Raw genomic sequence first — 14,201 nt, 5'->3', positions numbered from 1 at the left:
GACTTCCGCCCACAGCACACGCGATTGGCCACCAGAGCCGGTAAATCCACGAGGAACTGGACGCTGACACGGCCACGTGTCCCTGAGAGTTCAACCAACCAGGTGACCCCATACGAATCTCAGTATCCTCTCGACCAGTCGTCTACGGGCTTGGTCGTGGTCCGCGACGAGGATCGTGCGGCTGGTGATCGAGCTCGCGACGACGGCGGGCGCCTGCCTCCCGGCGTTGCTGGTCGATGAGCCGTTGCCTCTCTCCTGTTACCTTCGTGTGAATCGGCGCAACAGGTGTTCGGTTCGGCGGATCCGCCGTCGAACGGGCTCCGATGGCCAATGCCGGACTCGGCGTCGTGGCACGGCGAGCCTGCTGTTCCGCGCCCTTAGCTGCCTCGAACGCGGATCGGGCCTGATCGCTTGTAGGCGCTCCTCCTAGAGGCTCGGGGCCGGTAAGTCCGTGTTGTTCTCGGTAGGCCGCGAGGATCGCCAGTGCTGCGAGGTACCGAGCCGTTTGGGCGGCGCCTTCGGGTGCGGGGCCGAGTTGTTCAACCCATTCCGGGCGGTCTCGAGCGGCGTCGCGCGCGAGCTGGACCACGCGTGCCTGGATCCGTTTGGCATCTGCGGTTGCTGCTGAGGCAAGTGCGCGGTCGCGGCCTTCCAAGGCGGCCAGCTTTGGCGGACGTGGCAACCATGACGGCCACATGCCGTAGACCCTGACGGGCTGAGGTGCGCTCAAGTTCGTACCAGGGCTCTCACCGGTAACCGGCTGCAAGTGGGCCATCGTACGTTCGTAGCTCGGGATCAGAAGATTCAAGCGCGCGGCGACGCCCAGGCCGGCACGCTCCTGGTCGACAGTGATCGCGCGAGCGTCGGTGGTTGTTGAGGTGCGGATGCGCCACGCGACGAATGCCGCCGGGTTCACCTTTTCCTTAAGTGCTTGGGGATCGATCGCAGCGAGTACGTCCCGCGGGTCATGGCCGGCGTCGGCTGCACGTGCGAGGTTGTGTGCGAGTGCGCCGAAGGCTGAGCCAGCGATGACGAGTTCGATGTTCGGGTGGTCGTTCCATGCTTCGCGGAGGAGGTCCGCTGCCTGGTCGCGCAGCTGTTCTTCATGCGTGAGCGCTGAGGCGCCGTTACCGTGTTCGGATTCCTTGGACGGCTTGGCTATGCGCTTGAGGGCGGCGACGACGAGGCGACTGGCATCCCGCACGTCAGGTCGAACCATCACGGCGGGGTTGATGCGCACAAGTGTGTCCCGAGGATCGACTGTGCTTGAGCTCAATCGGTCGATCAGGCGGGCGACGGTGTCGAACGCGCTTCCGTTTGTTACGGCCTGGACACCCTCGTGGTCGCGCCATACGTCGCGTAGCAGCTCTTCGGCGGTTGCTCGTTGTTCTGCGCTGGCGGCGTGGCGTCCGGCTTGAGGTGTGTTGGAGTCGGAAGGTTTCGGCTTGGGGAAGGGATCTTTGAGTTGCTTCAGGTCGACCAGTACCGGCCGGTCGTTGGCGTTGTTCTCGGTGTCTACGGCCCGTTCGACCATCTTGGTGATGACGCGGCGTCTGCGGGCGAAGGCGGAGTCTGGTTCGCCGAGCATGTATGTGTCTTGCGGGGTCTCGAAGTCCTGCTGGGATGCGAACGTCCAGACCGCTTGTGTGTGCCGTGAGGTCGCGACCAGAAAGCTTCGGTTGTCAGCACCTGGGGCATGGAAGAGCACGGCGCCGCCGCGTTGTTCGTCGTCCTCCCCCGTCCAGGTCTCGTTGATGTTGAGACCTTGGCTCTTGTGGACCGTGAGGGCGTAGCCGTGCGTCAGGCCGCCTTTGGCGACGTAGCTAGGGTCGAAGGTGCGGCTCTCGCGCACGTGTCCGCCGGGGATGGCGCGTGTCCAGGTGACGGCCAGGTGGCCGGTGTCGTCGATGTGGGTGATGACTCCGCGGTAGCCGTTGAGAGCGTCTGGGTCGTCGGTGTGGCGTTCGTTGATGCGGACGAGGACGTGGTCGTTCTCGTGGAGGTGGATGGTGTGGCCGCCGGGTAGGTCGTAGGTTCGGCCGTGGCCGAGTTCGCCTTGCACTTCGCGGATGGCTTGGGCGCCGGCGTTGAGGCGGTCTACTTGTTCGTTCGTGCTGGCGACCATGAGCAGGCCGAGCATCTCGGTGTGCGGGTCGGGTGCGCCGGTTCTCTGGTCGATCCATGTGGCGAGCATGGCGGCGGTGGTGTCCTGGCTGGTCTTGCCGACGATGAGGCGGTCGCGGTCGGCCCATGAGGTGAGTGCCTCGACGTAGTTGCCGTCGCGCCATGCCGCGACGGCGGCGCGTTCGTCTTCGTCGGCTTGGCGACGGTTGTCCACCAGTGCTCCGCCGTCGACCATTTTGTGCACGATCGCGACCATGGAGCCGCAGCCGACGCCGCGTAGTTGCTTGGGGTCGAAGATCTCTACGATCTTGGTGCCGCTGTCTTTGGCTGCTTGGTAGAGGGCTGCGCGGTCGCGGTCGTGGGTCATGCCGGCCTCGTCCAGGATCAGGACGTCGATTCCGTTCAGGCCATCTTTGTGGTCGATGCGCCATCTCCACTGGGCCACGGTTCGGCTGGAGATGCTCGACGCGGCTTGAAGGTTCTGTGCCGCAACGCCTTGCGTCGAGGCACCGGCGACGACGAATCCGTCGGCTTCGTAGGCGACGCGCGCCGCCTCCATGAGCGTTGTCTTGCCGGAGCCGGGTCCGCCGATCAGTGCGTCGATTGCCTGGCCGGAGGTGACGATGTTGAGTAGTTCGTGGCGTTGTTCGGTGGAGAGGGTGAAGCCGTTGGTCGCCTCGATGGTGTCGGCGGCCATCTCCGCGGTGGTTCGGGAAACGCGGATCGGGGTTTGATCTTCGTGGCTTGCTTGGGCGGCGGCGACGATGGCTTTCTCGGCTGTGACGATGTCTTGGGTGGTGTACAGCTGGGCATTGGTCATATGTTCGGCGCCGAGTTGGCGGCGCTCCCCCACACCGGCAGCAGGGTTTTCGTCGTCGTTGTCGACGCTGATCAGTGGTATGAAGCCGTTGTGCCGCAGAACCTCGTCGGTGAGGGTTTCGACGGTGTGGTGTTGGGCGCCGTTGGGGAGTTGGTCGACGACGGCTGCGAGCGCGTCGACACGGGAGAATCTGCGGGAGTGTCCGGTGAGGCCGCGCTCGACGTCCTGCAGTGCGGTTGCGAGCTCGTTGATGGTTGGTTGGCGGGTTGCTTCTTCTGGCATCCCGGGGATGTGCGCGTTTTGGGCCATCGCGTCGGGGTCGAGGCCGGCGTCGATGGCTCGCTGGCGGTTCTGCTCGCGGTGCGTCAACTCCGGTTCGGGGGTGTCGTTTTTCGCCTGACGGGTTTCTTGCTGGACCATGCTTTTGAGCGAGCGTGAGGCGTCCTGTTCGGTGAAGCCGAGGTCGAGGAGCATGGCGTGGATGTCGGCGCCACGCTGGGAGAACTCCTTGATGGCGGCGTCCGGAATGGACGCGATCTCCCACTGGCCGGTGCGTTCGGAGCGGCGCCAGGCGACGCCGTACCGCTGGGTGAGGACGTGACGGACGCTGCCGTGCAGGAGCTTCGCGGCTGCTGGGATGTGACGCATGAGGTCACGGCCACCGGCCGCTACGGTGCTCCACTTGCCGTCGAAGCCCTTGGTCATGTTGGTGATCGTGTAGTGGACGTGCCAGTGCGGGTCGCCGCAGCATTGGCCGGCGGCGGGTCGGGCCGCGGGGTGGATCATGGCCCAGCCCGCGAAGCCGTTGCCAGGAACCTTTTCGGCCGTCGAGCCGTCGCCGTGGTGTCCGCGCATCCCGTATGCGGTGTTGGTTTCCAGCCAGGCGAAGGTGGCGCCACCTTGCTCGAGGTAGATGGCGTCCAGGGCGTTACCGGTGTCCTCATCGACGAACTCGCGCAGGAGAGAGAAGCTTTTCGGCAGGGTGAGGGTGATGTCGTAGCCTCGGTTGCCGATGATGATGCGGTTGTCGACCACCGCGTCGCTCTGGGTTCCGTCCTTGGCGGTGATCGTGATGGTCTTGGTGAGATTTACTGCTGCACCTTCGAATACGCCGGGGTCCCACACGGCGGCGAGGCGTAGTTCGGCGGCGTCGGCGAGCTGGCCGGCGTGGTCGGCGCGGAGCATGGCCGTTTCGCCGTGACGCCCGACTGAGCGCTTGGCGCGGTTGAACATGTCGAGCATGCGTTTGGAGGTTGTTCCGGACCAGCGGCCCTGGCGGTGCCGGAGGACTTCAGAGACGTCCACTTTGGCCTCGCGCGCGACGCCCTCGATCATGCGAACCAGTTGCGCGATGGGAACTTTGGCCTCGATAGGCACGCCCAGCTTGTGCTCCACGAGTTGCTCACCTGAGCGCGGGTGGTAGCCGTCCATCATGGCTCGGGCGAGCGGGAACTGCTCCGCGGTCAGCTCAGTGCCCGCCTCGATACCCAGATCGGCCAGTGCCTGGCCGATCCAGATGAGGGGGCGTTCCGCATCGGTGCGGTACTCGAGCTGCGCGTCGCCGGAGATGCCTGCGACACAGCCGTGTTGCTGCCCGAGCCGGTAGTCGACCTGCTCTGGAGCGCTACCGATCGGTGTCACCCAGGACACCGGACACACCTCTCCCATCGCGCCGCGCGAGGGAGGGTTAGAAGATCATCTTCTTCGTATCGCGATAGCGATACCTTAGTCCAAAGCTGTTGTCCTTCGCAGGCGCAAAGCCTGCCCTGATCGCGTAGCGATCAGCACGAGAACTGCCGGCCCGTAGGGCCGTCGATGTCCGGCCGCCATGGGACTTCCTGGGGTTGTCAGCTGCTGCGCGTCGGTTGACCTGGTGAGGCAGGTTGGTCGAGCGCTGGAATGCGCGTGTGCTTTAGCGTCCATGGAGGGGGTCCGTCCACTCGGGAGGGGTTGACGTGAAGACGGCTGCACAGATCAGAGATGAGGTTCGCGCCGAGGAGCGGCAGCGACGGAAGCTGCGCGAGCGGGCGGTGTTGACGATCGCGGCGGCAGCGGCGGCGGCCGTGAAGGAGCTGGAGGACGTCGAACGTCGCAAGCAGGCGTTGCGCGATCAGCTGGAGCGAGATCTTGCGGCTGAGGACGCGAAGCTGGATGCGAAGGAACTGGCTGCAGGACGGGCGGTGGTCGAGGCGTTGAGTGGCGCCGAGCTCAGTGCCATCGGTGCGACGTTCCGGGACGCGGAGCTTCATCGGCACACCGGTATCCAGGTCGCCTCGTTGCGAAGGTGGGCTCGTCGGGCGCGAGACACCGAGGACCAGGCGCTCGATCATGTTGAGGATTCGCGGGCGTCAAGCCCGCGAGCATCCAGAGATTCCCCCGAGGTCCGCACTGATGTTCGGGGTGACCTGAATGTGGTTGGCGCTCTGGGGGCACCAGCCACTGTGTCCGAACCGCCCGACGATGAGTCGGGTTAGGCAAGTTCCCGGGCTCGGGTGCCGCGTTGACTCCTGGCCTTGGGAATGCGCGGACGCGGTTGTCGCGCCGGTGTCAGCGGCCGTGGGCCGAGGTCGCGTGAGGTGCGCCGCCGCAGGCGGTCCTTTTCGCCGCAGGCGGCAGGTGTGCGAGGGCGGCAGCCTTCGCTCGGGGTGTGTCGGGCTCGATGCCCGGCGCACCCCGGCTTCGCGCGCGGCGCCCACCGGGGATGCACCTCCTTGTCGGGCTGTGCATCCCCGGTGTGTGGCTGTGCGGCCTAGGCGGCCATTGCGTAGTGCGTCTCCCGCGCTTCGGACATCTTCGATTCGTCGTTCCAACCGAAGTTGTTGTGCACCAGCCGCTTCATGTCCCACTGGTCGGCCGGGCTGTAGGCGTCGGCTTCCTTGCGGAGGATGGCCAGTGCGGTCGAGCGCGGGAAAGTCGTGGCGATGAACTTGCACCTGGCGGCGATGATTTCGTCTCGCCACGCGGTGGCGGGCAGGGAAGGGAGCCCTGGGCGGCCAAGGCTGCGGCACCGGTCGCAGAGTCCATCGGTGTGGTGGCGGTTGTCCTTTGCGCTGCGTTCCTGCCAGCAGTGGACGCACGCGAGCCCTTGTAGCGCGGGAACGGCCGTCTCGTCGTAGTCGTTCTCGTAGTTGAACGGCCTGTCCTCGATCGGAGGCTGGTCGTCGACACCGGCGCGGCTCCACTGGTAGCGGTGGACAGTCTTGGCGCACTTGATGGCCGTTCGGATCTGCTTCTTGGTCCTGCGGGCGATGCGGGCGGCCGGGTCGACCTTCCGGCGGACGGGGCTGAACTCGACGACGTCCCTGCGGTAGCTCGTGCGCAACTCCGGCGCTTCGGCTCGGGTGGTGGGAATGTGCACGTCGGCGCGCAGGACCTCGGGCTCGGCCGGAGTTGCTTCGTCGACGGGCGGGGTGATCGGATCGACGTACAGGACGACGCACGTCTCGATGAGTTCGCGGTGCTCCAAGGTGCTGCGCTTCCAAGCGTCCCGCATCCGGGCGTTGACGGTCTTGGTGTTGTTCTCACGAACCCAGGCGATGTGAGCGAGTACCTCAAGGGTTTCGGGGTCTGCGGTGTCAAGAATCTGTGCGGCCAGCTCGCGTGCCTCGGCCATTCCGCCAAGGTCGAGGAGCAGGTCAATGTCTTCCAGCATTTCCGAAACAGACGTTTCATTCGTCATGAGACTCAACCTTTGGTGGTGTTTTCCGGCCGCCGGGGGTCGCGGTCCCCGGCGTTTTCTTGCACTTCGATCCTATAAAGAATAGGGCTGCAATGCAAGCCTTTCGCGGCCGAAAGAGTAATTCTTTGAACTCTTTTTCTTTCTCAGTGCCACAAAGTCCAGCCACGCAGAGGAAGTGATGGAAGGGGCGGCGCGCCACGAAAGGGCAGGCCAGGGGCCTGCCCTTGTCTTCCTGACCGCGGGTCGGTGGCGGTCTGTCAATTCGCCATCTTTGGCCGGTGATTTTTTGGCGCCCGAATTGCGTGGCGGTAGGGGCCCCGCGCCATTCGGGCGCCAAAAAATCATTGGACAGGCGAATTGACAGGCCGCCACCGACCCATACAATGCGCCGCCCCTTTCATCACTTCCGTAAGTGAGTCGAATTTCGGAGTCAGCCACAGTTTTCGGAACTGATTATGGCGACCTAAGCTATCCAGGGAACGCTGCCGCTTCAGATTCCGCGACATAAGCTGCTAGTCCTCGTGTCCGCGGCTCAGGTTCCAGCCAGGCAGTCGGGGCAGTTCGGCATGTCACTCGGAAACCCGCAGGTCCCGCACCTCTCACCGTTCGCTACCTCTCTCGCGTTCTGGCGCTGGCGCCTGCTCGCGATGGCGTACCGCTCACGTGCGGTCGCCGGCGCCCACGGGGCTTGGGTTGCTCGTTTGGCCTGAAGAAGCCTGCGGATGGTTCTGCTCGCCATTCGGCAACCCCCTGGTGCGCTGTGTTGCTCCGACAAGAACAGGGGCTGGTCCAGCTATGAGCTGTGCCAGCTCTCACGGCCGACGTACTTACTCGTCTGGTCGCGACCAGGCCCGCGACGTGCGGCGCATTCGTGGTCACGCTCACCGCGACTCTCGCGGTCATGCCTCGCAGGAGCATCACGCGCAACGCCAGGCGCAAGGTCGACGGTGCTCCACATCTCAGATCCACGAACGGTAGGGTGTGAAGGTCTTCAGCAAATCAGGCATGGTGTGCCTCCGGCGCTGAAGCACCGTGCTGGCGGCTGACTGTCGCGGTTCCGTCCTCGGACGGTGGGCCTCGTGCCTAAGCCGCCAGCACACCCATCCCGTGTGTTCGCAGAGTTCGTAGCCTTGTACGGCTCCCAGTACGTGTCAGCGACTCATCGCTCAGCCAAGAGCTGAGGCCTCACTCCTGAACCGGCACGGAACGTGTCGGAGAGTTCGGCTTGTCCGAAGTGAGATTGTGGAGCGCGTTGTCGTCGCCACGCAGCCACTCGGCAATCTCTGCCAGGCGATGAGCACCAAGCACTTCGAGGTCATCCAGTTCAACGATCTCCTCAAGGCACGTCGCCGGCACGATGACCCGGCTGATGCCGTGGGCGCGGGCTGCCCGGACTGCGGCGTAGATGTCGCCCGTTTTGCGGAGGCCGCCGTCGAGGCTCACGTCGCCGATCACGGCGGTGTCGGTGATCCGCCGCGTCGAGATTCCTGCCGCAGCCGCGATAGCAGCCACGGCGATGGCCGCCGACGTGACAGAAGGAAGCTTCCGGTGTGGGTCGACGCGCACCGTGATGCTGCGATGGATGAGAGGGACGCCAGAATTGGCCGTCGCCGCCCACAACCGCTCGCGCAGCTCGTTCGTGCTGCCACTGCTTCCAATCAGAGCCAGTGAGGTGGGACCGTCGGTCGCCGCAGCGCTGAAGGTGAGAACTTCGCCCGGCTGGCGTTCCACGGACACCGAAGCGACGGTCGCGGCGAGACCAACTGCCAGATGGCCATCTGTTCCGTACTTGGGGCCGACGTTCTGGCAGCAGTGCCGGCAGGCGACGTTGGTCTCGGAATAGGAAGCGCCCTTTCCCGTGGCGTGGCAGCAAGGCGTCAGCGGAACAAGGCGTTCGGTGCCGTCGGCACGCTTGATGTCCTCGTCGCACACGAGAACGTCGCCGTCAGCGTCAACTCCTCGGACCCGGCCGGCGATCACGGGAGCGACGTACAGCAGGCGGCCGTTGGCGAGCCTTAGTTGGAAGGTGCGGCTGGGAGATGTGCGGTAGCTCATTGGACTTCCAGTCAGCTCAGGGCGGAGGAACACAGCGCAGGTCCGTTGCTTCACGGAGGGCGGTCGCCATGCCCCTGTGTAGCCGAGGCATGGCGGCGTCGAACTCTGCGCCAGGAGGCTCGTGTTGATCGTTGCGAGTCGTGTCTCGGTCGATTCGCAGTCGGTGGTTCACGCCGCGGCCGGCGTCTCGACGGCAGGCTCGGTGCGCCGCCGCTGCATCTCTTCAAGAGCTCGGGCGACCTGAGGGAACATGTCGCCGGCGCGGACTGGTTCGTGACGAGCTTTCCGCTCCCTGATCGCTGTGACCGGACCGCGCCGCGCGCTCGGCCCAGCGTGGATCGCCTTGAACGTGAACGCTGGGATGGTCTTGCCGATCTCGTGGTCGAACGAGTCGTTGTTGGTCAGGTGGCCGTAGACCATGATCTTCAGGCCGGTGGTCCAGTCGCTCTCCAACACGTTCTTGGCGAGCGTGCCGGAGCAGACGACATCCAGGAAGGTCGCGGTTCCGTCGTCCCAGCGACCGGTGTCCTTGCTGAAGCGGCGGTCGTTGTTGAAACCAAGGATGAACTTGACCTCGAACCGGTCAGGGTGTCCGACGTCTCGGGGCACACCGCAAAGGTCGCCGATCTGCAGGAAGAGGTTTTCAGGCATGGAAGATCTCCTTTGTAGTGCTGGATGAGTCGGTTCAGAAGCGCGGCGGCTTGGGGAGTGGGCGTGGCCCACTGGCGGCTTGATGCGACGAGCTGGGCAGGTAGCGCGGATCGACTTCGCGTGGGTGCCGACAGCGGCTCAGCGGAGACGATGCGATCGGCTCGTGGCGGAGTTTGATCGTGCACCGCGTGCAGCTGGCAGCGGGGTGGCGCTGGTCATTCCTCCGGCATGCGAGGAGGGACGAAGCGGAGTTCGACATCGCCTCGCGGTCCGGACAGGTCTGAGGTTCGTTCGTGCTGGGCGGTGGGGCGACGGTTGTGCCGGCTTGCGACCCTCGGATCGCTCGCGTAGTCCACGTACATGCGCCGTGCGCCCGGCGAGACTGCGGGCAGAATCAGGTGTCCGAGGCCCACACCGTGTTTGATGATCGGTTCGCGAGTGCGTGGGCTGATGACCGCGACGATGGCCGCGATCGCGCGGAGTCCGACGTTGGCGAAGGCGAGGACCTGTACGCGCTCGCCGAGGTTGATGTCGCCGTGGGTATCCCATACCTCGTTCGTGAAGTCTGTCCACTCGCCAACCGTGAACGGGACTCGGACGATCGCGTCGCGCCGGTAGAACTCGCGGGTCATCTGGTCGACGAGGCCGTAGCCGGGATACTTGCGCTCCAGGGCCTGTCTGGTTGCTGTCGATGGGAAGTGGACGCTCATCTGTCTTCCTGATCGGTGTGCCGAGCGGAGGTGCGCAGGCATGCCACGCCGTCTCTGCCCCTAGCGGATGGTCCAGGTGGCGCTCCCGTCCAGATGACATCGAGGTACAGCCGACCGAGGATGTCGTCCAGGCAGACGACGCCCGTCAACGGCGGGGCCTGGCACTCAACGGTTGGTGTGGAGGAGTTCCACCTGTCGTCTGGCGCGATTCGCGCCCACACGATGAGCAGGCCTCCCAGGCAAGACACCACCCGAGGGCGTGTCGTTTGTGGAACGGGCTGCTGAGTGTTCGCCAGCCCGTGCGTGGCAGTACGTTCGTCGGCTCGGCCGTGATGAGCTCACGGGGTTCGAAGCAATTGCGAGCCAACCGAAAGGTGGTCATGAGCTGAACTTTGATGACGTCGCACCCGTGCTTGTACGTCGGCATGAGTCCGACGATCTTGACGGGCAGGTCGCCGGCGAACGAGGCGTCGTAGTGGACGAGATCGCCTACGCCGAGAATCGGATGGCCAGGCAGACGGATCATGTTGTCGTTCATTGACTTCTCCTGAACGCGGGTGCGGGCCGTCCCGTGCCGGTGCGTGATGAAGGCACCTCGCATGGCACAGGCACGGCGCCACTCAGGAGTCGGTGGTGCTCCGTTGCTGCGGTGGAGTGGCCCAGCTGTCTTCAGGGATCTCGATGTACCGACTGATGCCCAGCTTGCCGGTGGCTTCGCGTGCTGCCCTGGCAGTGCCGCCGTGCTGTGTGCGGGCGCAGTCCCAGCACAAGGGGGTGTCGTCGCCGCTATCACGCACGTAGCGCGTGGCGAGGTTGGTGCAGTAGTCACATCGGGGTTGAAGCCTTACCCATTTCACCGCAGCGCGCGGCGCATGCTCGGCCGCGAGAACCAGGTCCACCGCCGAGCGCGGAGAGCTAGCGAGTCCGACGGTGAACGTGATGGTGCCGCGGTCGTGGTGCAGCCGCACCGCGTAGACGTTGTGAACGGAAGAAGCTGCCGACGTGTGCTCGGCACCTGTCTGCTCCGGGCCGTTCAGTCCTGGATCGCTGGGTGCGGTCATTGCGCCGACTTCAGATCCGACGACGCGGTGGTGTCGATCGGTAAGAGTGTCTCTCCAGTGTGGATTGTCGTTTGGTTCTTGTGGGTCTCCCAGCCTGAAGTGGCGAAGTCGAGCAACTTCGTCGCGGCGTGTGTGAACTCTTCGAGGTCCACCGTGCCGCGGTCCCAGCTGTGCTCTCCGCACTGCAGGATCGCTGCCATGCGCACCACGGCCATCGGCAGAGACGGAAGTTCTTCGAACCACTCGTTTGCTACTTGGTCGGACCAGCCCAACTCGTACCGGTCCGATGCCAGCTTGGTGATCTCGATGTAGATCGAGTCATCGATGTACGTCAGGCAGACGTCACCGATCTTGTGACCGGCCTCGTCCGCTGTCCCGCTCTCCACGGGCATGAGGTTCTCCTCGCAGAAGGTGATTGAGGTGGGCCAGCCGGATTCAGCTGGGCGGGCCGTTGAGCGTCAGCGGAGTGGCGCAGTTCCCGCAAACGCGGGGCTTCAGCGGTACGGACTCCTCCTCGTCCTGCTCGTGCTGGAGGTTCGCCGGGACTTTGAGAGGTTTGGGGGCATCGGCTGAGTCGTAGCTGGACTCGTCGCTGAGATCGATGCCGCGCAGCGCGGCCTCGTAGTGCCAGGCCGCGTGGTGCAGGCGCCGCAGATCGTCGCTGGCAGGCACCAGCCCAGCTACCGCACGCACACAGCCCGTGCAGAACTCGTCGGCGCGATACTGGTAGGCCAGGGCGTGGGGAACGTCTTCCCATCGCCAGCCCAGGTTGTCGGCGTAGGTGTCGAGGTCGGCGTCAGTCGGGTTGCGGATCCGGGTGACGGCGTTCATGTATCGGCCGTGGGCGAACTGTTCCCAGGTGTGGCCGGACGCCAGGGTGTGCAGATCGTCGGTCTCGGTTCCGGCAGGCAGTGGCGTGTAGGCGCACGGCCACGCCGACGTGGCGATGCCGATCACGCGTGCGGGTGGGACGTAGAGGATGTCACCGTCGTGGATGTCTCCGTGTGACTGCACCGCGTCGTAAGCTTCGCCGCGGCTGTAGAACACCCACACGCCCGGGTTGGGGTTCGCGGGGATGTCCGGGTCGTCAAACGGGTGGATGTAGCCGGCCACAAGGTGTCCTATCGCCTTCTGTTGAGGAGTTGAGGTGGGTGTGCCGCGCGCCCGCACCCGCCTTGGGGGCAGGAGGCGGGGGGCTGCGCGGCACACCCGGCAGGTGGCGCCCGATCATTGCGTCCGTGACGCCACAAAGCCTTGTCGTGAAATGGTTTCTCGTTGCTGAGTGCGAAGGTCCTCTGCAGCTCCGCAGGTGTGGGGGCGCGACCTGCTCGTAGGCGTTCTGGGAGTCGTCAGCCGGGTGAAACGCCGGGCAACGTCCCGTCACAGGTCGCTGAGGTGGTGATGTGTGTGGAGTCGTTCGTCAGGTACGACTCGTCGTTGCCGCGGATGCGAAGCTGTCCGACGCGGTAGCGGAAGGCTGGAGCGGCCAGAATTCCGCTGGCCATCTCGGCGCGCAGTAGGCAGGCGTCAGCTTCGACGTGGCGGTTGCTTGCCAGCAGGCTCAGCACGTGTGTCGACAGCTGTTCGTCATCTGCGATGTCGATCGTGACGCCTTCCTCGGCGCATCGTCGGAGTACGGCCTCGATGCGCTCCACCGGATTGAGCACGCGATGGACGTATCCGAAGGGGATCGTGGCGATCGAGCGGCGACTGACGCGCCGCAGCACCACGAAGTCGTCCTGGTAGGCGGAGAGCGAGTAGCGATCTCCCGACGGACTTTCGGTGATCTCGACGACTCGGTAACGACCCCACGCTTCGAGGACGCTTCCCTCGTAGACGACATAGTCACCGAAAGCAGGTGGCACAGCACCGAATTCGCCGATGCTGGGGCTTGGCAGACCGTACATGGTTACCTCCGGCCGGGCCCTCCCGCGAACCACTTGTCGGTCAACGCGGGTCAAGGGCCGATGCGCGAAACGGACTAGGGTGTGCGATCGCGGAGGTCGTGACGCTCCAGCGCTTCTGGACGAGAGAGCGCGGGTTTGTCTCTACGTACCAGGCGATAGGTGGACCACCGCGTAGCTAGACGTGCTCACACGCCAGCGAGTCGAGGTCGCCGATACTGGTCGGCCGGCCGAAGTACGCGCCTTACGCGTCGTGAACTCGGCACCGAGTGGCAGCTAGGCGATGTCGAGGACTTCGCGTGGTTCCCGGATTCCGCGTGCGATCCCGTTCATGATGTGGTGCAGGGACTCTGCGTATGTCCAGCCGTTCACGCCTTCGTGGCCCGCAGCGGCGGCGAGCAGTGCGTCAACGGCATCTCGTTCGTCGAGCCATCGCGACCCGACGATCTGCCCGAGTTTGATCGCGGCGACGAACAGCGTGTGAGCACGGGTCCCAGGCCTCGCCTCCCGCACTTTCGTGGTTTCTCCGCGTACCGCGGCGGCCGCATAGGCGGTCGCACGGCGTGCGGGCAAGATCACGCCTCCGGACGTGCGAGCAGGAAGATCGGCTGCTCGAGGCGGCGTGAGCGCTGTGACAATCCAGAGGGGTAGCGGTGCGACGGGCAGAAGAGGTTGAGCGAGGCGATACAGGCGTCGTTTCCCCGCCACTCGGAGGGCCGACCCGGCCGCGATGATGCAGCCGTGCTGGGCGCGCGTGTCGATGTGCCAGCCGAGGGCCCCGACCGTGTTGCGCAGTGCGACATCGTGGGGAGCCTGGAAGTAGCGGTGTTCCCCTCCAGATGGGGTCCACACGCGGTAGGTGTGGACTGGGTCTGGTTCGCCGAGGTCGTGAGCGAGCAGCCTCAGCACGTCACGCCCGTGACGAGCGCCCCGACGTGCCCATTGGGCGGGTGGGAGTTCGCCGTGGGCGGCGTCGAGGTCGAGGACGACCAGCCCAGCTGCCCGGCACGAAATGGCGATGTTGTAGGGCACTCTCGCCCACCAGACTGAGATCTTTTCCTCGCTGGTGGTTGCCACCGAGTCCCAGCCCTCGAACAGAGGGATCTTGCTGTCGACCCCCGCCGGCACAACTGGCCACCCTCGGGCTGCCGCAGCACGCGCTGCCGCGAGTTGCCGGGAGCTCACGATCCGGCTCAT

At 65.2% G+C, this 14,201-nt stretch carries 12 protein-coding genes; 1 reads left to right on the top strand and 11 read right to left on the bottom strand.

Features of this window, described 5'->3' with window-relative positions:
- Window positions 1-142: 142 nt before the first annotated feature.
- A complete protein-coding gene (gene mobF / locus IG04_RS0115995; protein WP_159460459.1) occupies window positions 143-4,594 on the bottom strand; it encodes a MobF family relaxase in 4,452 nt (1,483 codons plus the stop codon).
- Between the two features lie 305 nt (window positions 4,595-4,899).
- Between mobF and IG04_RS0115990 the strand changes: the two genes are divergently transcribed.
- Window positions 4,900-5,418 carry a hypothetical protein gene (locus IG04_RS0115990; protein ID WP_030477443.1) on the top strand — a complete coding sequence of 173 codons (519 nt, stop codon included), beginning with the start codon at window positions 4,900-4,902 and terminating at the stop codon, window positions 5,416-5,418.
- 275 nt (window positions 5,419-5,693) lie between these two features.
- Here the strand turns inward: IG04_RS0115990 and IG04_RS0115985 are convergent, their stop codons facing one another.
- The 10 genes from IG04_RS0115985 to IG04_RS0115940 form a co-directional block, all read right to left on the bottom strand.
- Complete coding sequence (locus IG04_RS0115985) at window positions 5,694-6,596, bottom strand: hypothetical protein (protein WP_030477442.1); 903 nt, start codon at window positions 6,594-6,596, stop codon at window positions 5,694-5,696.
- Between the two features lie 1,212 nt (window positions 6,597-7,808).
- Window positions 7,809-8,678: a magnesium chelatase domain-containing protein gene (locus IG04_RS0115980; protein ID WP_030477441.1), complete on the bottom strand. Its 870-nt coding sequence runs from the start codon at window positions 8,676-8,678 to the stop codon at window positions 7,809-7,811.
- 168 nt (window positions 8,679-8,846) lie between these two features.
- A complete protein-coding gene (locus IG04_RS0115975; RefSeq protein ID WP_030477440.1) occupies window positions 8,847-9,329 on the bottom strand; it encodes a single stranded DNA-binding domain-containing protein in 483 nt (160 codons plus the stop codon).
- A gap of 215 nt (window positions 9,330-9,544) precedes the next feature.
- Window positions 9,545-10,039, bottom strand: coding sequence for a hypothetical protein (locus IG04_RS0115970; protein WP_030477439.1), 495 nt, complete (start codon window positions 10,037-10,039; stop codon window positions 9,545-9,547).
- Window positions 10,040-10,184: 145 nt separating this feature from the next.
- Window positions 10,185-10,577, bottom strand: a complete 393-nt coding sequence (locus IG04_RS46485; RefSeq protein ID WP_144065346.1) for a hypothetical protein — start codon at window positions 10,575-10,577, stop codon at window positions 10,185-10,187.
- A gap of 82 nt (window positions 10,578-10,659) precedes the next feature.
- Window positions 10,660-11,100 (bottom strand): hypothetical protein, encoded by a 441-nt coding sequence (locus IG04_RS0115960; RefSeq protein ID WP_030477438.1) that lies wholly within the window; start codon window positions 11,098-11,100, stop codon window positions 10,660-10,662.
- On the bottom strand, window positions 11,097-11,492 hold the full coding sequence (locus IG04_RS0115955; protein ID WP_030477437.1) for a hypothetical protein: 396 nt from the start codon (window positions 11,490-11,492) through the stop codon (window positions 11,097-11,099). Before IG04_RS0115955 ends, IG04_RS0115960 begins: the two co-directional genes overlap by 4 nt.
- Before the next feature lie 43 nt (window positions 11,493-11,535).
- Window positions 11,536-12,213, bottom strand: coding sequence for a hypothetical protein (locus IG04_RS0115950; RefSeq protein WP_030477436.1), 678 nt, complete (start codon window positions 12,211-12,213; stop codon window positions 11,536-11,538).
- A 236-nt stretch (window positions 12,214-12,449) separates the two neighbouring features.
- A complete protein-coding gene (locus IG04_RS0115945) occupies window positions 12,450-13,061 on the bottom strand; it encodes a hypothetical protein (RefSeq protein WP_144065347.1) in 612 nt (203 codons plus the stop codon).
- A 219-nt stretch (window positions 13,062-13,280) separates the two neighbouring features.
- A complete protein-coding gene (locus IG04_RS0115940; RefSeq protein ID WP_051769982.1) occupies window positions 13,281-14,201 on the bottom strand; it encodes a bifunctional DNA primase/polymerase in 921 nt (306 codons plus the stop codon).

Source organism: Lentzea albidocapillata (genome assembly GCF_000719115.1).
GTDB classification, from domain to species: domain Bacteria; phylum Actinomycetota; class Actinomycetes; order Mycobacteriales; family Pseudonocardiaceae; genus Lentzea; species Lentzea albidocapillata.
This window is presented reverse-complemented; position numbering and strand designations above follow the sequence as displayed.